Source organism: Arthrobacter ruber (assembly GCF_002954225.1).
Taxonomy (GTDB): domain Bacteria; phylum Actinomycetota; class Actinomycetes; order Actinomycetales; family Micrococcaceae; genus Arthrobacter_D; species Arthrobacter_D ruber.
Window position 1 is genome coordinate 402,656 of the sequence record NZ_PPTH01000017.1, and the last position, 19,236, is coordinate 421,891.

19 protein-coding genes and 2 riboswitches are annotated in these 19,236 nt (G+C 70.5%); of the genes, 11 read left to right on the plus strand and 8 right to left on the minus strand.

Features of this window, described 5'->3' with window-relative positions:
• The first annotated feature begins 35 nt into the window (after positions 1 to 35).
• Together CI785_RS12995 and CI785_RS13000 are read left to right on the plus strand one after the other, a co-directional pair.
• On the plus strand, positions 36 to 590 hold the full coding sequence (locus CI785_RS12995) for an RNA polymerase sigma factor (protein ID WP_240615187.1): 555 nt from the start codon (positions 36 to 38) through the stop codon (positions 588 to 590).
• Positions 587 to 2,047, plus strand: coding sequence for a hypothetical protein (locus tag CI785_RS13000; RefSeq protein ID WP_105032502.1), 1,461 nt, complete (start codon positions 587 to 589; stop codon positions 2,045 to 2,047). Before CI785_RS12995 ends, CI785_RS13000 begins: the two co-directional genes overlap by 4 nt.
• Positions 2,048 to 2,112: 65 nt before the next feature.
• Here the strand turns inward: CI785_RS13000 and CI785_RS13005 are convergent, their stop codons facing one another.
• From CI785_RS13005 to CI785_RS17665, 3 genes are read right to left on the minus strand one after another with little or no spacing between them, the layout of a single operon-like run.
• Positions 2,113 to 2,616, minus strand: a complete 504-nt coding sequence (locus CI785_RS13005; protein WP_105032503.1) for a CoA-binding protein — start codon at positions 2,614 to 2,616, stop codon at positions 2,113 to 2,115.
• Positions 2,613 to 3,992, minus strand: coding sequence for an O-acetylhomoserine aminocarboxypropyltransferase/cysteine synthase family protein (locus CI785_RS13010; protein WP_105032504.1), 1,380 nt, complete (start codon positions 3,990 to 3,992; stop codon positions 2,613 to 2,615). The genes CI785_RS13005 and CI785_RS13010 overlap by 4 nt, the downstream gene beginning before the upstream one ends.
• Complete coding sequence (locus CI785_RS17665) at positions 3,992 to 4,114, minus strand: hypothetical protein (RefSeq protein ID WP_276308030.1); 123 nt, start codon at positions 4,112 to 4,114, stop codon at positions 3,992 to 3,994. The genes CI785_RS13010 and CI785_RS17665 overlap by 1 nt, the downstream gene beginning before the upstream one ends.
• A 5-nt stretch (positions 4,115 to 4,119) precedes the next feature.
• Positions 4,120 to 4,224: riboswitch (SAM riboswitch) on the minus strand.
• Between the two features lie 189 nt (positions 4,225 to 4,413).
• Here CI785_RS17665 and CI785_RS13015 point away from each other — a divergent pair.
• From CI785_RS13015 to CI785_RS13025, 3 genes are all read left to right on the plus strand, one after another.
• Positions 4,414 to 5,703 (plus strand): glycoside hydrolase family 6 protein, encoded by a 1,290-nt coding sequence (locus CI785_RS13015; RefSeq protein WP_240615188.1) that lies wholly within the window; start codon positions 4,414 to 4,416, stop codon positions 5,701 to 5,703.
• Between the two features lie 62 nt (positions 5,704 to 5,765).
• Positions 5,766 to 6,002 carry a hypothetical protein gene (locus CI785_RS13020; RefSeq protein ID WP_105032506.1) on the plus strand — a complete coding sequence of 79 codons (237 nt, stop codon included), beginning with the start codon at positions 5,766 to 5,768 and terminating at the stop codon, positions 6,000 to 6,002.
• Between the two features lie 108 nt (positions 6,003 to 6,110).
• Positions 6,111 to 6,291: riboswitch (cyclic di-AMP (ydaO/yuaA leader) on the plus strand.
• Between the two features lie 5 nt (positions 6,292 to 6,296).
• The gene (locus CI785_RS13025) at positions 6,297 to 7,244 is read left to right on the plus strand and encodes a C40 family peptidase (RefSeq protein ID WP_105032507.1); all 948 of its coding nucleotides are present in this window, start codon (positions 6,297 to 6,299) and stop codon (positions 7,242 to 7,244) included.
• 78 nt (positions 7,245 to 7,322) lie between these two features.
• Here the strand turns inward: CI785_RS13025 and acs are convergent, their stop codons facing one another.
• The 4 genes from acs to CI785_RS13045 form a co-directional block, all read right to left on the minus strand.
• Positions 7,323 to 9,272: an acetate--CoA ligase gene (gene acs, locus CI785_RS13030; RefSeq protein WP_105032508.1), complete on the minus strand. Its 1,950-nt coding sequence runs from the start codon at positions 9,270 to 9,272 to the stop codon at positions 7,323 to 7,325.
• Positions 9,263 to 10,132, minus strand: coding sequence for an ABC transporter permease (locus tag CI785_RS13035; RefSeq protein ID WP_105032509.1), 870 nt, complete (start codon positions 10,130 to 10,132; stop codon positions 9,263 to 9,265). Before CI785_RS13035 ends, acs begins: the two co-directional genes overlap by 10 nt.
• Positions 10,129 to 11,172 (minus strand): aliphatic sulfonate ABC transporter substrate-binding protein, encoded by a 1,044-nt coding sequence (locus CI785_RS13040; RefSeq protein ID WP_105032510.1) that lies wholly within the window; start codon positions 11,170 to 11,172, stop codon positions 10,129 to 10,131. Before CI785_RS13040 ends, CI785_RS13035 begins: the two co-directional genes overlap by 4 nt.
• A gap of 87 nt (positions 11,173 to 11,259) precedes the next feature.
• Positions 11,260 to 12,069 carry an ABC transporter ATP-binding protein gene (locus CI785_RS13045; protein ID WP_105032511.1) on the minus strand — a complete coding sequence of 270 codons (810 nt, stop codon included), beginning with the start codon at positions 12,067 to 12,069 and terminating at the stop codon, positions 11,260 to 11,262.
• A gap of 272 nt (positions 12,070 to 12,341) precedes the next feature.
• Here CI785_RS13045 and CI785_RS13050 point away from each other — a divergent pair, with 272 nt between their 5' ends.
• Positions 12,342 to 12,758: a CoA-binding protein gene (locus CI785_RS13050; protein ID WP_105032512.1), complete on the plus strand. Its 417-nt coding sequence runs from the start codon at positions 12,342 to 12,344 to the stop codon at positions 12,756 to 12,758.
• Between the two features lie 3 nt (positions 12,759 to 12,761).
• Here the strand turns inward: CI785_RS13050 and CI785_RS13055 are convergent, their stop codons facing one another.
• Positions 12,762 to 13,625: a DUF1206 domain-containing protein gene (locus CI785_RS13055; protein WP_105032684.1), complete on the minus strand. Its 864-nt coding sequence runs from the start codon at positions 13,623 to 13,625 to the stop codon at positions 12,762 to 12,764.
• A gap of 125 nt (positions 13,626 to 13,750) precedes the next feature.
• On the opposite strand from CI785_RS13055, the gene CI785_RS13060 reads away from it, so the two are divergent.
• From CI785_RS13060 to kdpC, 5 genes are all read left to right on the plus strand, one after another.
• On the plus strand, positions 13,751 to 14,314 hold the full coding sequence (locus tag CI785_RS13060; protein WP_105032513.1) for a DUF1990 family protein: 564 nt from the start codon (positions 13,751 to 13,753) through the stop codon (positions 14,312 to 14,314).
• 353 nt (positions 14,315 to 14,667) lie between these two features.
• Positions 14,668 to 14,757, plus strand: a complete 90-nt coding sequence (gene kdpF / locus CI785_RS13065) for a K(+)-transporting ATPase subunit F (protein ID WP_055770995.1) — start codon at positions 14,668 to 14,670, stop codon at positions 14,755 to 14,757.
• Positions 14,757 to 16,430 (plus strand): potassium-transporting ATPase subunit KdpA, encoded by a 1,674-nt coding sequence (gene kdpA, locus CI785_RS13070; protein ID WP_105032514.1) that lies wholly within the window; start codon positions 14,757 to 14,759, stop codon positions 16,428 to 16,430. The genes kdpF and kdpA overlap by 1 nt, the downstream gene beginning before the upstream one ends.
• Positions 16,431 to 16,433: 3 nt before the next feature.
• A complete protein-coding gene (kdpB, locus tag CI785_RS13075; RefSeq protein ID WP_105032515.1) occupies positions 16,434 to 18,593 on the plus strand; it encodes a potassium-transporting ATPase subunit KdpB in 2,160 nt (719 codons plus the stop codon).
• Positions 18,594 to 18,627: 34 nt separating this feature from the next.
• Entirely contained in the window at positions 18,628 to 19,233 is a 606-nt protein-coding gene (gene kdpC, locus CI785_RS13080; RefSeq protein ID WP_105032516.1) for a potassium-transporting ATPase subunit KdpC, read from the plus strand.
• Positions 19,234 to 19,236: the final 3 nt, after the last annotated feature.

Consider the following 19,236-nt stretch of genomic DNA (forward strand, 5'->3'; position numbering starts at 1 on the left):
TGGGTGTCGCCCTCCCCCCGGACAAGGAAGAGACCGTGGTCACACCGCTGCCTGATGATGCGCTGGTCCGCGCACAGGCGGGCGACCCCGCGGCGTTCACCGAGATCTACGAGACCCTCGGTCCGCGCGTGCTGGGCTATTTCCGGGGACGCGGCTCTGAGGATCCGGAGGCGCTGACGCAGGACGTCTTCCTCACGGTCTTCTCGAAACTGGACTCCGTCTCCGGCGGGGTGCAGGGCCTGCGCACGTTCACCTTCTCGGTGGCCCACGCACGGCACGTGGACGAGGTGCGGAAGAGGGTGCGTGCGCCGGTCCTCGTGGGCTACGAGGCCGAGGGCGACACCCGGGTCACCGAGTCGGCGGAGACGGTGGCGCTGGGCAATCTCGACTCCGCGGGGACGGGTGGGATGCTGGCGCAGCTCAATGCCGAGCAGCGCGACGTGCTCCTGCTGCGGATCGTGGCGGAGCTGCCGATCGAGCAGGTCGCGGAGATCCTCGGGAAGTCCGCAGGATCGGTCAAACAACTGCAGCGGCGGGGGCTGCTCAAGCTGAGGGAACTGGTACAACCCAATGGATCGGACGCGCCATGACTGCACGTGACACCCCGTCGCCGGAGCCCGTGCTGCGTCTCCTCGGGGAGAGCGGCCTGCCCGAGGAGCCACTGCTCCTCGACGCCGTCCGGCACATCGGTACGCTCGGCGAAGGACCGGCACCCGACGCTTCCGCCGAGCTCGGACAACTGATGGCCGACGGCGGCCGGGCACCGAGGAGCCGTCGGAACAGACGCCGCATCACCTTCATCGGTGGTGCGCTCGCGGTGTCGATGGGCGCCGGGATGTCAGGGGTCGCGGCAGGAACACTCCACCTGCCCTCCGGTCTGGGCGACGCCGTCGACTCGATCGTCCACTTCACGGCCCGCGACGGCGCCGGTCGCATGGAGCGCCCTGCACACCCGCAGACCAGCGCATCGGAGGTCCGTGCACCCTCCGGCCGTGGGGCTGCAGGCGCTGCCGACGAGCACCGAACTCCCGGCCCTCCCGGCGCCAGGCCTCCCGGAGCTCCCGCGGCGTCCGGTTCGGCTCCATCGACGTCGGATCCCGCAGCCCCGGGGACCGGGACCTCCGTCGGTTCGAATATCCTCCCGGCGTCCGGGGCGCACTCGTCCTCCGCCGTGAGCGGTGTCTTCGCCGTATCCCCGGCCGTGCCCCTTGTCGCACCGAGCGCCCAGGAACCTGCCGGACCTGTCCCACCTGCTCCTGCCCCGCCGCTGCCGCCTGCCCGTGACACCCGCATCACCACGGCTCCTGCTGGTCCACCCGCACCCGTGGCGGTCCCTGTCCCGAAGAAGGGCACTGATACTGATATCGCCGAGCGGGGCCCGGACAGGGTGGAGCAGCGCAAGGTCGGTCCGGTGAGGGCTGGTCAGGACACGACGGGTCCGGGCAGGGCTGGTCAGGACACAGTGGGACCGGTGAAGGCTGGTCAGGACACGACGGGTCCTGCCGGGAAGAATCGGGACGAGACGGGCCATGACCGGAAGGTCGGGATGAAGCGCCTCGACGTCGGTCCCGCAGCGGATGAGGTCCAGCCACTGCCGGCCCCGCAGCGTCCGGGTATCTCGTGGCTCCGTACACCTGCCGGACCGTCGAACCCCGTGACCTTCCACGGCGACGCTCCCGTGGCACGGGAAGCCGACTCGATGGAGCTGTTCCGGGCGGAGACGTTCGTCGACCCGGCGGCCGTACCACCGGAGGAGTACCCGGTGCCGGATCCCTGGGCCGGAGATGTCGTCCCCGAGGGACCCGCCGTACCCGAAGTGCCGGATACGCCGGCTGCCGGCGTCGTGCCGGAGGTATCGGACGCGCCCGCGGGCGGCATCGTCCCGGAGGTGCCGGGCGAACCTGCTCCTGGGGCGGTGCCGGGGGTGCCGGACGCGCCCGCTGCGGACGTCCTGCCGTCACCGGATGACGTGCCTGATCCTGCGGTGCCGGGCGCCCCGGCCGCCGGCGTCGTCGAAGCGGGGAACGGCCTGCCCGCAGGCCGCTGATCGCGCCGATCGCGTCCACCGGTGCGGCGATCGACGCTGCGTGGCGGCGGCCCGGGGCCGAAGCGCTACGAGGTGATCTGGCGCTTCGAGGAGATGACTCCGGTGTTGAACCCGGCGAGGTTGAGCCCACCGTGGAAGCGCGCGTGCTCGATCTTGATGCACCGGTCCATGACGACGTCCAGGCCCGCAGCCTCCGCGTCCCGCGCGACGTCCTCGTGCCACGAGCCCAGCTGCAGCCACAGCGTCCTGGCTCCGACGTCGAGGGTCTCCTGCAGCACCGAGGGCAGGTCGTCGTGCCTGCGGAACACGTCGACCACGTCGGGCACCTCGGGCAGGTCCTTCAGCGAGCCGTACGCGGGCTGCCCCAGGATCTCCTTCGCCACCGGGTTCACGAAGTACAGGCGGTAGGGGGAGGAGGACTGCAGGTACGTGGCCACGAAGTAGGACGCCCGGGAGGGCTTGTCCGAGGCCCCGACGATCGCCACCGACCGCGCATTCCTCAGCAGGGCCAGGCGTTCGGGTGCCGACGGCCCTTCCCACGTGCGCTCCGGTGCTGTCGTGCCGCTCATGCTCCCACTCCCACTGCCCGCGTTGCCGAGGCGTCGTCGTCGTTCTCCCCGGCCGCTTCCTGCGGGAGGTCGTCGAACGCCTCGTCCGACGAGCCGGTCGCGGTCTCGAGCGCCTGGTCGAGATCCCACAGGATGTCGTCCAGGTCCTCGAGCCCCACCGAGATGCGGACCAGGTCCTCGGGCACGCCCGCCGCCACGAGCTGCTCGGCCGAGAGCTGCTGGTGCGTCGTCGAGCCGGGATGGATCACGAGCGTGCGCGCGTCCCCCACGTTCGCCAGGTGCGAGGCGAGCTGCAGCGATTCGATGAACTTCTGGCCCGCCTTGCGTCCGCCCCTGATCCCGAAGCTGAACACCGATCCGGGGCCCTGCGGCAGGTACGTCCTGGCGCGCTCGTGGTGCACGTGCGTGGGGAGTCCCGCGTAGTTGACGTACTCGACCCGGGGATCGGCCTGCAGCCATTCAGCCACGGCCTGGGCGTTCTCGAGGTGCTCGTCGAGGCGCTGGGCGAGCGTCTCCACGCCCTGCAGGAGCTGGAAGGCCGACGACGGCGAGAGCGACGGACCGATGTCGCGGAGCTGCTCGGTCCGCAGCTTGGTCAGGAAGCCGTACTCCCCGAAGTTGGCCCACCACTGGATGTTGCCGTACGAGGGCACGGGCTCGGTCATGGTGGGGAACTTGCCGTTGCCCCAGTCGAACCGGCCGCTCTCCACGACCACACCGCCCAGGGTGGTGCCGTGGCCGCCGATGAACTTGGTGGCCGAGTGGATGACGATGTCCGCGCCGTGCTCGATGGGCCGCACGAGATAGGGCGTGCTCAGGGTGGAGTCGACGATGAACGGCACGCCGGCGTCGTGCGCCACCTTCGCCAGTCCCGCGAGGTCCGCGATCTCCCCCGAGGGGTTGGCGATGACCTCGGCGTAGACGGCCTTGGTGTTCTCCCGGATGGCGGCCGCGTAGTCGGCGGGGTCGGTGCCGGGCACGAAGGTGGTCTCGATGCCGAAGCGGCGCAGCGTGACGTCCAGCTGCGTGACCGTCCCGCCGTACAGCTGGGACGCGGCGACGATGTGGTCGCCCGCCTGGCACAGCGCCGCGAACGTGATGAACTCCGCGCTCATGCCCGACGCCGTCGCCACCGCGCCGATGCCGCCCTCGAGGGAGGCGATGCGCTCCTCGAACGCGGCGACGGTGGGATTGCCGATGCGTGAGTAGATGTTGCCGTACTTCTGCAGCGCGAAGAGGTTGGCGGCGTCGTTGGTGTCCTTGAACACGAACGACGTCGTCTGGTAGATCGGCACGGCGCGCGCGCCGTGCGTGGCGTCGGGGGTGCCGCCGGCGTGGAGTGCGCGCGTGCGGAAGCCGAAGGAACGTTCTGCCATCAGATACCTGCCTTGGTGGGTCCGTTGGTCGCGCCGTACCCGGAGTGCCCCGGGTCCCTGTCGTGCGGGCAGTGCGTGCCTCCGGGGGGCTGCGGGAAGTCTGCGGGGTCGGTGGCGCTCATCGTGTCCTCCATCGGTCTGGCAGTAGCACCCTTCTGTCGCCGCCGGACGGCGGAGGCCAGGGTTGCTGCGGCGTCAGGGAGCCAGATCTCTCAGCCGCTCGGGATGGTCAGGAACGAGTGTGACACCGCCCCGCGGCGGAACCAAACCATGTGTCGTCGGATGAGGCGGACGGCCGATTCCGGCGTCTTGACAATATTCACATCTGCACCAAAGACTTTGCCATGGGAGCGCTTCCACGGGGATACGGAGCGCGTCCCGCTCGGGCTCTCACGCCAAACGACCAGCACCATGAGGAGCAATGATGCTCAGCATCGCCAGTAGATGTGCCATGACTCTTGCGCTCGCAGGGGTCCTCGCTTCCACCGCCTTCGCGGCCCTTCCGGCTGCGGCCCAGGGGCCCAAGGGCGGGCCCCTGCAGGGGGCCGGATCATCGCCCACCCAGTTCTACGTCCCGATGAAGAACCACTACCACGAGGCCCAGCGCCAGATCGCGGACCTCAGGTCCTCGGGTGACAAAGCGACCGCCGAGAAACTCAGCGCCATGGTCTCCACGCCGCAGGCCGTGTGGGTCACGGGCAATGATCCCGCAACGGTGACGCAAGAAGTGCGCAATACCACCCACCGTGCAGCCGGCAAGGGCCAGATGCCCGTGCTCGCCGCCTACAACCTCCCGTTCAGGGATTGCGCACAGTACTCGGCCGGTGGCGCCACCGATGTCGCGGGATACAAGGCCTGGATCGACGCCCTCGCGGCAGGTATCCAGGATCGGGCCGCGATGATCGTGCTGGAGCCGGACGGACTCGGCATCATCCCCTGGCACCGCACGATCGACGGCAACCTCGAATGGTGCCAGCCCGCGGAGGCGAAGAGCGCGACCGCGGCCGCGGAGCGCTACGAGATGCTCAACTACGCGGTGGACGAGCTGAAGGCGCTGCCGAACACGAAGGTCTACCTCGACGGGACGCACAGTGCCTGGCTGGGTACGGGGGAGATCGCCAACCGCCTCGTGAAGGCCGGCGTGCAGAAGGCGGACGGATTCTTCCTCAACGTCTCCAACTACGAGCTGACCGAGCGGCAACTGAAGTACGGCTCCTGGGTGTCGCAGTGCATCTACTACGCCACGGAGATCGAGCCGGGCGCCCACGGTTCCTGCGCCGGCCAGTTCTACCCCGCCTCGCCCACGGACTTCTCGACCTGGGGCCTGACGGACGCCTGGTACGCCCAGAACGTCGCCGGTGCGCGCAACGCCCCGACCTCGGACGATCTCGCACACTTCGTGATCGACACCAGCCGCAACGGCCGCGGGCCCTGGGTCCCCGCCACCACCTACCCGGACCCCCAGGTGTGGTGCAATCCTCCCGCTCGCGGGCTCGGCTACCTGCCCACCTCGGACACGGGCCACGAGCTGGCGGACGCCTTCCTCTGGATCAAGGTACCCGGCGAGTCCGACGGCGAGTGCAGCCGCGGCCTGACGAACAACGGCGGGGTGGATCCCGCGTGGGGCCGGGTGGACCCCTCGGCCGGTGCATGGTTCCCCGAGCAGGCACTCGACCTGATCAAGAACGCCAGCGCGCCCGTCCGGCCGTAGCGCAGTCCGGAGTGTGCGCGGTACCACAGCCCGCGCACACCCCGGCCGCCTAGGCTGGACCCATGGAGGATTGGCGGTCGGCACAGCGTGCCCCGGAACGCAGGCTCTGGGGCACGCTGTGCTGCGTCGGCGTGGCCCTGACGGTGGCCGTCGCGAGCAGCATCGTGGGGGCGGCGGTCAGCCCGACACCGATCCCGGGAGGGTGGTTCTACCTCCAGCAGTCCGTCCTGCTCACGCTCGGCGCCGCAGGAACGGCGCTCGCGTTCCGCCGCTTCGCCAGTGCCGGAAGGGCAGGGTAACCGGCGTTATGCGAATGTGACAAACCGTTCGAGCAGTGGCTATCGTCGTCGAGTGCCTCCGTCTCAGTGAGGCTCTCCCGGACGGAATGCCGAGCCCTGCCGTCGTCCTGGACACGTTCGCAAACATCACGGCGGGGACGGGGGAACCACAGTTCCAGCGGACGTGCAGCACCAGCTGCCATCGTCCTTGGGGTTAAGTCGCATCGCATCGCCCTACCGGCCGATGCCCGCGCCCGGGTGACTCCCATCCGAACCCGACAGCTCACCCCGCAGGCATGGGAGAGGTATACAACCATGTCAGTTAAGACTTCACCGGCGCGCCACCGTGCCGACATCGACGGCAACCTCGCACTGCAGGGCCTGTCCCGCGCCGCGAAGGCCCACGCAACCACCGTCGGCCGTCCTGTTGCCGTCGTGGCCGTCACGTCGGGCCTCGCGCTCAGCGCCGTCGGCACCGCCAACGCCAGCTCGTACACCGAGCAGGGCACGACGACCGCCCCGGCGGCCGTCGCAGCGCCCGTGGCCGCAGCACCTGTAGCCGCTCCGGCTGCAGCCCCCGCCGTCGCTGCTGCTCCGGCCGCAGCGACCCACACCGTCGTCGCCGGCGACACCCTCGGTGCCATCTCCGCCCGCCACGGCGCTGACCTCAACGCGGTCCTCGCAGTGAACGGGCTGTCCCTCGCCTCGATCATCTTCCCGGGCGACTCCATCGTGATCCCCACGGGTGGAGCCGTCCAGGCACCCGCGCAGACGGTGTCCGTACCTGTCGCCGTCGCTCCCGCAGCCCCCGTGCAGCAGGCAGCAGCCGTCGCCCCGGCGCCGGTCGTGCACCAGGCGGCAGCCGTCGCACCCGCACCCGCCGTGTCCGCTGCGCCGGGCTCGAGCGTCTACCTCGCCTCGGCGGAGATCACCCCGGCCGCGACCCCCAGCGGCGTCGGCGGAACCCTCCTGGCCTCCGCCCAGGCGCAGCTCGCAGCCGGAGCGGTGCAGGACTGCACCGTCCTGGTCGAGAACGCACTGCGTGCGGCCGGCATCTCCGTGGGCGATCTCGGCCCCTCGCAGTTCTTCCAGTTCGGAACGCGCGTGTCCACTCCCGCCCCCGGCGACATCGTCATCACCGGTGGCCACGTGGCCATCTACGCCGGCGGTGGCCAGGTCATCAGCAGCGGCATGAACGGGTCGAACCTCACCATGCAGCACCCCCTCTCGGATCTCGCGGGAGCATCCTTCGTCCGGGTCTAGTACCTGAACGGACCACACACGGGAAGCGGCAGGTGCTTGGACGGGGCGCCTGCCGCTTCCTTCTTTAACGGGTGGTCCTCAGCGGCGTGCTGCCAGGACGCCCTGGATCCCCGGGATGCAGGCCTCGTTCTGGAGGGAGGTGGTGTCCCCGAGCGGGGCCCCCTCGTAGAGCTGCGTGAGCAGGCGCCGCATGATCTTCCCCGAGCGCGTCTTGGGCACATCGGGCACCACGACGACGGCCGACGGCCGCGCGATCGGCCCGATCACCTCGGCCACGTGGGCGCGCAGCGTGGCCGTGACGTCCCCGCCCGGGCCGGATCCCGCGCCGAGCACCACGAACGCGGCGATGGCATGACCCGTCAGCGGGTCGGAGATCGGACACACGCCGGCCTCCGTGACGAGCGGGTGGGCCACGAGCGCCGACTCGATCTCGATCGTCGACAGGCGGTGGCCGGAGACGTTGATGACGTCGTCCACACGCCCCAGGATCCAGGTGTCGCCGTCGTCGTCGTACCGCGCGCCGTCGCCGGCGAGGAACCAGCCGTGGACTGCGAACTTCCGCCAGTAGGAGTCGAGGTAGCGCTGGGGGTTCCCCCACACCGTCCGGGCCATGGCCGGTCCGTGGCGGTCGACGACGATCAGCCCCTGCACGCCCGGCGGAACGGTCCGGCCGTCCTCGTCGACGATGCGCGTGCCGACCCCGGGCAGGGCACGTGCCGCGCAGCCGGGCTTGAAGTCCGCGTCGGTGGGGCTCGGGGAGAGCACGGTGGCCCCGGTCTCGGACTGCCACCAGGTGTCGACGACGGGCACCTCGTCGCGGCCCAGGTTCCTGCGGAACCAGCGCCACGCCTCGGGGTTCACGGCCTCGCCCACGGTGCCGAGCACGCGGATGCTCGAGAGGTCGTAGGAAGCCGGGACGCCGTCGGGGAACCAGCCCATGAGCGAGCGGACCAGGGTGGGCGCGGTGTAGTAGCTCGTGACGCCGTAGCGTTCGATGATCTCGAAGTGGCGGCCCGGGTGCGGCGTGTCGGGAGTGCCCTCGAAGAGGACCTGCGTGGCGCCGTTGGACAGCGGCCCGTACAGCTCGTAGGTGTGCGCGGTGACCCATGCGAGGTCGGCGGTGCACCAGTGCACGTCGCGGTCGCGCTGCGACGGATCAGGATGGCCGAAGAGATGCTCGAAGCTCCAGGACGCCTGGGTCAGGTAGCCGCCGGAGGTGTGCACGAGGCCCTTCGGCTTCCCGGTGGTCCCCGAGGTGTACATGATGAACAGCGGCGTCTCGGCGTCGAACGCCTCCGGGTCGTGGCGCGGTGAGGCGGTGTCGACGACGTCGTGCCACCACACGTCGCGGCCCTCGGTCCAGCTGACCGCGGACCCCGTCCGCCGGACCACCAGGACGTGCTCGACGCTTCCCACGCCCGCGACGGCGGCATCGGCGTTGTCCTTCACGGCCACGGCCGTACCGCGGCGGTACTGTCCGTCGGTGGTGACGAGCAGCTTCGCCCCGGTGTCCTCGACGCGGAAGCGCAGCGCCTCGGCCGAGAACCCGCCGAACACGAGGGAGTGCACGGCCCCGATCCGGGCGCAGGCGAGGGTGACGACCACCGTCTCCACGAGTACGGGAAGGTAGACGACCACGCGGTCGCCCGGGCCGATGCCCAGGCCCAGCAGGGCGTTCGCGGCGCGGGACACCTCGTCCTGCAGCCGGGCGTAGGTGATGGTCCGGCGGTCGCCCGGCTCACCCTCGAAGTGGAGGGCCACGCGGTCACCGTTCCCGGCGCGCACGTGCCGGTCCACGCAGTTCGCGGCGACGTTGAGCGTGCCGCCGGCGAACCACTCGATGACGGGGACGCTGAGCGTCCCGTCCTCCTGCGGAGCGGCCTTCCGGAACGTGTGGACCGTGTCCCACGGCGTGTCCCAGTCGAGCCGGCCGGCCTGTTCGGCCCAGAACGCGAGCCGTCCGGCCTCGTCCTGCAGGGCCGCCGGGTCGTCCGCCGTCGTGCCTGCCGGCGCCGTACCTACGCCCACCGGCGCACCGCCCAGCGCTCGGCGATGCCGAGGAGCGCGTCCGTCGTCTTGCCCAGGACCGCCAGCAGGATGATCGCCAGGATGATGCGGTCCACGCGGCCCGAGTACTGCGAGTCGGTGAGCAGGAAGCCGAGTCCCATCGACGACGCGATCAGTTCGGCCGCCACGAGGAACAGCCAGGACTGCGCGAGGGCCAGCCGGAGGCCGGAGAACAGGGCGGGGACGACGGCGGGGAGCTGCACCGTGGTCAGCAGGCGGACGCCGTTCAGTCCGAAGGCCCGCGCCGCCTCGACGAGGTTGCGGTCCACGTGCCGCAGCCCGAGGTACAGCGTGGTGAACACGGGGAAGAACGCGCCGATGCTGATCAGCGTGACCTTGGAGTCCTCGTTGATGCCGATCCACAGGACCAGCAGCGGGACCCATGCCAGTGACGGGACCGCCCGGAGGGCTCCGACGGTGGGGGTGAGCAGGACGTCGGCGATGCGGGAGAGTCCCAGCAGCGCACCGGCCAGCACGCCGAGCGCGGAGCCGATGAGGAATCCGAGGAGCACGCGCTGGGTGGAGATGAGGATGTGCGTGGCGAGCTGGCCGCGCTCGGCCAGATCGACGGCGGCGGCGAGGACAGACGCCGGCGACGGCAGCTGCGAGGGCCGGAAGAATCCCGAGGCCGTGCTGAGGTGCCAGGCGAGCAGGATCAGCACCGGGACGACGAGTCCGAGCAGGACGACGCCGATGCGCCGACCCGGTACGCGCGTCCGCCCGCCCCTGGCCGCAGGCCCGGCCACCGGGGAGCCGGCGGCCCCGTGGCCCTCTTCGCTGACGGGTGTCGCGCTGCTGCCCGTGAGGTGCTCGGCACTCATGAATCGGAACCGATGGACGCCGGGTCGGCCTTCTCGACGAGCGAGGCGTCGAACAGGGACCCGAGGGCGTCGTCGATCTGCTGCTGGGTCTGCACGTCGCCGGTCTCCACGAACACGGGGCCGATCTTCTCGAGCACGCTGCGCTGCGCGTCACCCGGCGCCGGATCGACCTCGAGGTTGGTCCGGTCGATGATCACCGCGGTGGCGACGGCCGGGTCGATCGCGGCGACCTCGGCGAGGATGGCGGCGGTCTCCTCGGGGTTCTCCTTGGCCCACTCGCGGGCCTTCTCGTAGGCGTCGACCACGGTCTGCGCGACGTCGGGCTTCTCCGCGAGGAAGTCCTCCGTGGCGTTGAGGAAGCCATAGGTGTTGTAGTCGATGTCGCGGAAGAACAGCTGGGCGCCGTCCTGCTCGGCGGCGGCCATGATCGGATCGAGGCCGGACCACGCGTCGACGGCGCCGCTGGCGAGAGCCGCGCGGCCGTCGGCGTGCTGCAGGTTCTCGATGGTGACCTCGGACTGGTCCACGCCGGCGGCCTCGAGGGCCTGCAGCAGGAAGAAGTAGGGGTCGGTGCCGCGGGTCGCCGCGACCGACCTGCCGCGCAGGTCCTCCACGCTCGTGATGCCCGAGTCCGGCAGGGTCACGAGCGCCGCCCACTCGGGCTGCGAGTAGATGTCGATGGCCTTGATGGGCGAGCCGTTGGAGCGGGCGAGCAGCGCGGCCGAACCCGCCGTCGAGCCGACGTCGATGGCACCGGCGCGGAGCGCCTCGTTGGCCTTGTTCGACCCGGCGGACTGCACCCAGTTGACGGTGATGTCCTGGGCGGCGAGCTCCTCCTCCAGCCAGCCCTGGTCCTTGATGATCAGGCTCAGGGGGTTGTAGGTGGCGAAGTCGATGTTCAGGGCGCCGCCTTCCGTGGCGGCGGCGCCATCGGCCACTGCCTGCGTGTCGGCGGCGTTCTCGCCGGCCAGGCAGCCGCTGAGGCTCAGCGGGAGGGCGGTGGCGAGGGCGAGGGTCGGCAGGAGGGCGCGGCGGTTCATGGTGGTCCTTTGCTGGATGGAGCGGGAAGAGGAAGGCAGGGGGCTCCCGCCGTACGACGACGGCGGAACGGGGTGGGAATGCCCGGGCTAGTGCCCGGTCACACCGAGCAGGGAGAGCAGGGAGCTCCGGAGCGCTCCGAGGTCCGAGGCGTTGCGATCCCGTGGCCGGGATCCGGGGACGGTGACGAGCTCCGCGACGGTCGAGCCGTCTCCGCCCTCGCCCCGTCCGAGGACGAGGACCCGGTCCGCGAGCTGGAGGGCCTCGTCGACGTCGTGCGTGACGAGCAGCACCGTGGTGGGCTGCGCGCGGTGGATGTCGAGCAGGAGGTCCTGCATCTTGATGCGCGTCAGGGCGTCGAGGGCGCCGAAGGGCTCGTCGAGCAGGAGCACACCCGGGTTGCGGGCCAGCGCGCGGGCCAGCGACGTGCGCTGCGCCATGCCGCCGGAGACCTCGCGAGGCCGGTGCTTGGCGAACGTGTCGAGCCCCACGAGCTTCAGGAGTTCGAGGACCCTGGCCTTGCCGGCACTGGCGCTGGAGGACTTCGGCAGCCCGATCGCCACATTGGCCTGCAGCGTGTGCCACGGCAGCAGCCGGGGCTCCTGGAACGCGACGGCGCAACGTTCGTCGATGCCGGTGACGGGCGTCCCGTCGATCAGGACCTCGCCGCTGTCGGGGATGTCGAGGCCGGCGGCCGCGCGCAGGAGCGTGGACTTGCCGCAGCCGCTCGTGCCGAGGATGGCCAGGATCTCTCCCGGCTTCACCTCCACGGTGACGTCGCGCAGGACGGTGCGCCGGTCCGTGGGCGAGCCGAAGCTGCGGCCGAGCCCGGCGAAGTGGACGCCGAGGGCCTGCTTGGTGGAGGGCTGGGTGCTGCCGGGTGCCAGAACAACGGTCATGGTGTCTCCATCGGTCCTGGCGGTAGCACCCTACGGACCGAGCCTTCGCCACCGTCGTGCGGTGGTGCCCGTGGCTCGGACCTCGTTATCGCCCGACGTCAGGGGGACGTCGGACAACCAGGGTTGCTGCGGCTTCACTGATCCAGGTCTCTCGGCCGCTCGGGATGGTCACTCCCATGAAACGCCCGCGCCGTGTCGGGAGCAAAATAGGGCGTGTAACAAATGCTGTAACAAATCCGTCGGGACACCCGGCACGAGGAGCAGGAGGCGCCGTGGCGCACGAGAACGATCCGCAGGTCATCAGGAGGCTCCTGACCGAGCGCGGACGCTGGGCCGTGGTGGGGCTGTCGGACAATCCGCGCCGGGCGGCTGTGGGTGTCTCGCGCTTCCTGCAGGAGAACCTCGGCATGGAGATCATCCCGGTGAGCCTCAAGGGCGACGACGTCCACGGGCAGAAGGGCTACACCCGGCTCGCGGACATCCCCGGGAGCATCGACGTCGTGGACTGTTTCGTGAACTCGTCCCGCGTGGGAGCCGTGGTGGACCAGGCGATCGCGGTCGGCGCCCGGGCCGTATGGCTGCAGCTGGGCGTGATCGACGAGGACGCCGCCCGCAGGGCGACCGAGGCAGGGCTCGACGTCGTGATGGACACGTGTCCCGTGATGGAGGCGCCGGCGCTCCGTCAGTAGCGGCTACATGCGCTGGTATCTCGAACGGATGATCATGAAGACGCCGTAGGCCATGAGGCCCACCGCGACGGCACCGAGCAGCCAGGCACCGAAGGGCTGGTCGCGCAGGGTCTTCAGGGCGCCGTCGAGGCCGGTGGACTGTTCCGGGTTGTTCGTCACGGTGGCGACGACCACGAGCACGCCGAGGACGCCGAGCGCGAAGCCCTTGGCGATGTACCCCACGGTCCCGAGCACCACCACGGCCGTGCCGGGTCTACCGGCGGGCAGACCCGAGAGATTCCGGCGGAACCTGCGGGTGGCCCCGCTGTAGACGAAGTAGCCGCCCACCATCAGGATGCCCGTACCGACCGCGAGGAGGAGGGCCGAGCCGGCCGGGTTCGACATCAGGGTGGCGCTGAGGGAGCGGGTACTGCTGCTGCTGTTGCTCGAACCGCCCAGCGCGTACCGCCCGAAGGTCACGCCGATGGCGGCGTAGACCGCGGCCTGCCCGCCGCTCTTCAGGCGGGCCTTGAGCTTCTCCCGGTCGCGGAGGGTCTTCGTGCCGAAGACCGTGGTGGCGAGCTGGAAGAGGGCGAGGGCGAGGCAGCCGATGAAGCAGAACCACAGGAGCAGGGTCCCGCCGGGGCTGCCTGCGAGTCGCCCGATCGCCCCGCTCTGGTCGGCGCTGCCCGAGCCGCCGCGTGCGAGGCCGAACGCGATGACTCCGATCAGCAGGTGCAGGATGCCCGCGGCCACGTAGCCCGCGCGGGCGGCGAGTTCGAACCCCCGGGAGTTGACGGCCTCCTCGGCGGCGTCGGACGCCCTGTCCGCCGTGTCCCTGGGTCCGCCGTGTCCGTTGTGCCTGTTCGAGGCCGTTCCTGATGCCATGGGAGTCCCGCCTTCGTCGCCGGTCCGGACCTCCATCCTGCCACTGCTCCCCCTGCTTCGGGCGGTTCCGGGTCCGCTAGGTTGGAGCGAGGACATCGGCTCCACCGGGAGGGGAAGAGGCAGGCATGGACCGGTTCACGTACGAGGAGCAAGGCGCCACGGACAGGCCCTACCCGGAGGCCCTCGACGACGGCTGGCCCCCCGGCTACACCGTGATGGTGGAGTCCCACGAGATCGCGACCGAAGACCCCTCCGCAGCCTTCATCAGCCTCACGGAGGGGATCCTGGCCTGGGACCTGCACCGGCGGGCCGGGCTGACCATGCAGTCCGACGCCGCCCGGGCCCACCCCGGTGTCCGCGTGGTGGCCGGCTTCGGCATCGGGCCCGCCCGGATCAAGGCGCCCTGCCGCGTCATCTGGTCCCGCGAGCCGCAGCTCGACGGGGCCGGACGGGCGGTACCGGGGCAGCGCGGCGGATTCGGCTACGGGACGCTGCCCGGCCACCCCGTGAAGGGGGAGGAGGGGTTCTACGCCGAGCTGACGGCGGACGACCGGCTGCTGTTCATCTGCTCCGCGTACAGCGTGCCGGCCACCCTCCTGTTCCGGCTCGCCTCGCCCGTCACCCGGCTGACCCAGAGGTACGTGCTGTCGCGCTACGTGAAGGCGGCGCGGGAGCTGGCGGGAGCGTAGCCCTGCACGTCGAGGGCCCGGTTCTCGGTGTCCACCGCGCCGCCTGAGCACCCGTCGGCCGCTCGAAGCCCCGGCATCCGGTACGGCGGACCGTCCCCGGACCACCCCGACGGACCCCGCCATCAAGAACGCGTAGGGGTTTCACCGAGGGCCATGAGGAAATCGTGAGGATCGGCTTTTCGATCCGGCACGGGGTGTGTAATCGAGCCCGTGCCCCGTGCGGGCACCCGCCCGGCAGGAAGCCCGGCGGACCGCAGTCCGATGGAGTTCCTCGTGCTTGACGTCGTGTACCTCGTGGGTGTCGTGGCCCTGTTCGCCCTGGTCGCCCTGATCGCCCGGGCGGTGGAGAAGCTGTGATCGTCTTCAACCTGATCGCGCTGGTCCTCGGCATCGCCGCCCTGGGCTACCTCGTGTACGCCCTCGTACGTCCGGAGCGTTTCTGATGACCCTCGCCGCGGCCGTCCTGCCGCTGCTGACCGTCGTCGTCGTGCTCGCCCTGATCCACCGTCCGCTCGGCGACCATATGGCGCGGACCTTCACCGGCACGAACGATCTCCGCGTGGAGCGGGGGTTCTACCGTGTGCTCGGCGTCGACCCGGCGTCCTCCCAGTCGTGGCGCTCCTACCTCACCGGGGTGCTCGCCTTCTCCGCCGTGAGCGTGCTCCTCGTCTACCTGCAGCAGCGCACGCAGGCCCTCCTGCCCTACTCCCTCGGACTGCCGGCCGTCCCCGAGGGCCTGGGGTTCAACACGGCCGTCTCGTTCGTGACCAACACCAACTGGCAGTCCTACTCACCTGAGGTGACCCTGGGCTACACCGTGCAGATGGTGGGCCTGGCCGTGCAGAACTTCGTCTCCGCCGCCGTCGGCCTGGCCGTCGCCGTCGCGTTCGTGCGTGCCTTCGTGGCACGCCGCAGCGCGACGCTCGGCAACTTCTGGGTGGACCTCACCCGCGCGGTGCTGCGCATCCTGCTCCCCGGCGCTGTCATCGCGGCCCTGATCCTCCTCTCCGGCGGTGTGATCCAGAACTTCAACGGGTTCACGACCGTCGCCACCCTCACCGGCGGCGAACAGGTCATCCCCGGAGGGCCCGTCGCCTCGCAGGAGGCCATCAAGATGCTCGGCACCAACGGCGGAGGCTTCTTCAACGCCAACTCGGCGCACCCCTTCGAGAGCCCCTCGCCGTGGACCAGCGTGTTCCAGGTTCTCCTCATGCTCGCGATCCCGTTCAGTCTGCCGCGCACCTTCGGCACCATGATCGGGCAGCGCCGGCAGGGCTACGCGATCCTGGGCGCCATGGCCGTGATTTCCCTGGTCTCGTTCACGGCCGCCACCCTCGCGGAGCTGTCCGCCCACGGCGCCGCAGCCCAGGCCGCGGGCTCCGCCTCCGAGGGCAAGGAGCAGCGCTTCGGCATCGTCGGGTCCGTCCTGTTCGGCTCGGTCAGTACGCTCACCTCCACGGGCGCCGTGAACTCGATGCATGACAGCTACACGGCGATAGGCGGCATGCTCCCCCTGATCAACATGATGCTCGGCGAGGTGGCACCCGGCGGTGTGGGCTCGGGGCTGTACGGCATGCTCGTCCTCGCCGTCGTCACCGTCTTCGTCTCCGGACTCCTCGTCGGCCGCACGCCCGAATACCTGGGCAAGAGGATCGGCGCCCGCGAGATCAAGCTCGCCAGCCTCTACATCCTCACCATGCCCGCCCTCGTGCTCGCCGGGACGGCCCTGAGCTTCGCTGTTCCCGTCCTCCGCGCCGACATCGACGGGACCTCGATCCTCAACCCCGGTCTCCACGGCATGTCCGAGGTGCTGTACGCGTTCACCTCCGCCGCCAACAACAACGGCTCCGCCTTCGCGGGCCTCACCGCCAATACTCCCTGGCTCAACACGGCGCTCGGCGTGGTGATGCTGCTGGGGCGCTTCCTGCCCATCGTCTTCGTCCTCGCCCTCGCGGGCGCCTTCGCCGCCCAGGACAGGGTGCCCGCGACCGCCGGGACTCTGCCCACGGACCGCGTGCAGTCCGCCACGCTGCTCGTCGGCGTCACCGTCATCGTCACCGCCCTCACCTTCTTCCCCGTGCTCGCACTGGGTCCGCTTGCGGAAGGATTGCTCTAGATCATGTCCACCATCACAGAGCCGGCAGCCGGCAGCAGTAACAGCCCGGCACCGGAGGGGAACCGGCCCGCGAGGACACCCGGTGGAGCTTTCTCCGCCGCCCAGCTCGCCGAGGCCCTGCCCGGCGCCTTCCGCAAGCTCGACCCGCGGCAGATGTTCCACACACCCGTCATGTTCATCGTCGAGGTGGGCGCGGTCCTGATCACCGCCATCGCCATCGCCGAACCCTTCCTCGGCGGTCCCGAGGCCTCGGGCGGCAGCGAGGTCCCGGCGTCGTTCGCGTGGCTCATCGCCGTCTGGCTCTGGCTCACGGTGCTCTTCGCGAACCTTGCGGAGTCGGTGGCCGAGGGCCGCGGTAAGGCACAGGCATCCAGTCTGCGGCAGGCGAGGACCGGCACGACGGCGCGCGTGATCCGCGACTACGCGGCGGACACCGACCCGGGCGCTCTCCGGGCGTCGATCGCGGAGGTGCCGTCGTCGGACCTGACCCTCGGCGACATGGTGGTGATCGAGGCCAACGGACTGATCCCGGGTGACGGTGAGATCGTCTGGGGCATCGCTTCGGTGGACGAGTCGGCCATCACCGGCGAATCCGCCCCCGTGGTCCGGGAATCCGGCGGAGACCGGTCCGCCGTGACGGGCGGTACGCGCGTGCTGTCCGACCGCATCGTCGTCCGCATCACCAGCCGGCCCGGCGACACCTTCGTGGACCGCATGATCCGCCTCGTGGAAGGCGCCGAACGGCAGAAGACGCCCAACGAGGTGGCCCTCGACATCCTGCTGGCCACGCTCTCCATCGTCTTCACCGTGGTGGTGCTGACCATCAACCCGATCGCGAGCTCCTCCGGCGTCTCCGTCAGCGTGCCCGTCCTCGTCGCGCTGCTCGTCTGCCTGATCCCCACCACCATCGGTGCCCTGCTCTCCGTGATCGGTATCGCCGGTATGGACCGGCTCGTGCAGCGCAACGTCCTCGCCATGTCCGGCCGCGCGGTGGAGGCCGCCGGTGACGTGACCACCCTGCTGCTCGACAAGACCGGCACCATCACCTACGGCAACCGGCGGGCCAGCGAGTTCGTCACCGTGGGCGGCGCGGACCGGCGTGAACTCGTGACCGCCGCCGCGCAGTCGTCCCTGAGCGACCCGACGCCCGAGGGCACGTCCGTCGTGGAACTCGCCGTCACCGAGGGATTCATCCGCTCCGCGGTCGAGGGAACGGTGGTCCCGTTCTCGGCCCTGACCCGCATGAGCGGTGTGGACTTCCCCGACGGCTCGGCCGTCCGGAAGGGTGCCGGCAGCGCGGTCCGCGAATGGGTCGCCGCCGCCTCCGGCATCGTCACGGCGGAGCTCGACGACGCCGTCACACGCATCTCCCAGCTCGGCGGTACCCCGCTCGTGGTCGCCGTCCGGGACGCCTCCGGCCGTGCCCGGGTGCTCGGGGTGGTCCACCTCAAGGACGTCGTGAAGGACGGGCTGCCCGAACGGTTCGCCGAACTACGCACCATGGGCATCCGCACCGTCATGATCACGGGGGACAACCCACTGACGGCCAAGGCCATCGCCGCGGAGGCCGGCGTGGACGACTACCTGGCCGAAGCGACGCCCGAGGACAAGATGCGCCTCATCCGCAGGGAGCAGGAGGGAGGCGCGCTAGTGGCCATGACCGGCGACGGCACCAACGACGCCCCGGCCCTCGCGCTCGCGGACGTCGGCGTCGCGATGAACACCGGCACCTCGGCGGCGAAGGAGGCCGGGAACATGGTGGACCTGGATTCCGATCCGACCAAGCTCATCGAGATCGTGCGGATCGGCAAGCAGCTGCTCATCACGCGCGGTGCACTGACCACCTTCTCCATCGCGAACGACGTCGCCAAGTACTTCGCGATCATCCCCGCCATGTTCATCGGCGCCTTCCCGGGCCTCGCCGCCCTGAATGTGATGCAGCTGAACTCGCCGTCCTCGGCGATCCTCGCCGCCGTCATCTTCAACGCGCTGATCATCATCGCCCTGATCCCGCTCTCGCTGCGCGGCGTGAAGTACCGCGCCGCATCGGCATCGAGCACCCTCGACCGGAACCTGCTCGTCTATGGGCTCGGTGGGATCATCGCGCCGTTCATCGGCATCAAGGCCATCGACCTCGTGCTCTCCCTCATCCCCGGTTTCTGATCCCCGTCCGCCGACGTCCACGAAATGGCATCCCATGAGCTCCTCCCGCAGCACCGTCCGACAGCTCGGCACCGCCGTCCGAGCCCTCGTCCTCACCCTCGTCCTCGGCGTCGGCTACCCGCTCGTCATCACCGCCCTGGGGCAGGCGGCGTTCGGAGACCGGGCCGACGGGCAGCCCGTCACGCTCGACGGCGAGACCGTCGGCTCCGCGATCATCGGTCAGGGCTTCACCGACGCCGAGGGCGCGGCGCTCCCGCAATGGTTCCAGTCCCGTCCGTCCGCGGCCGGGAACGGGTACGACGGCGGCGCCTCCGGCGGCAGCAATCTCGGCCCCGAGAACCCCGACCTGGTCGCGGCCATCGAGGAACGGCGCGCTACCGTCGCGGAGCTCGAGGGGGCGAACCTTTCCGCGGTACCCGCGGACGCGCTGACAGCTTCGGCCTCCGGTCTCGACCCCCACATCAGCCCCGAGTACGCGCTGCTGCAGGTGCCACGCGTCGCAGCCGAACGCGGTCTGGACGAGACCGACGTCGAAGCCCTCGTGGAGGAGAACACGCAGGGTCCCGACCTCGGCTACCTCGGGGAACAGCGGGTCGACGTGCTGCAGTTGAACATCGCCCTCGCCGCGCTGGAGACTTAGGCC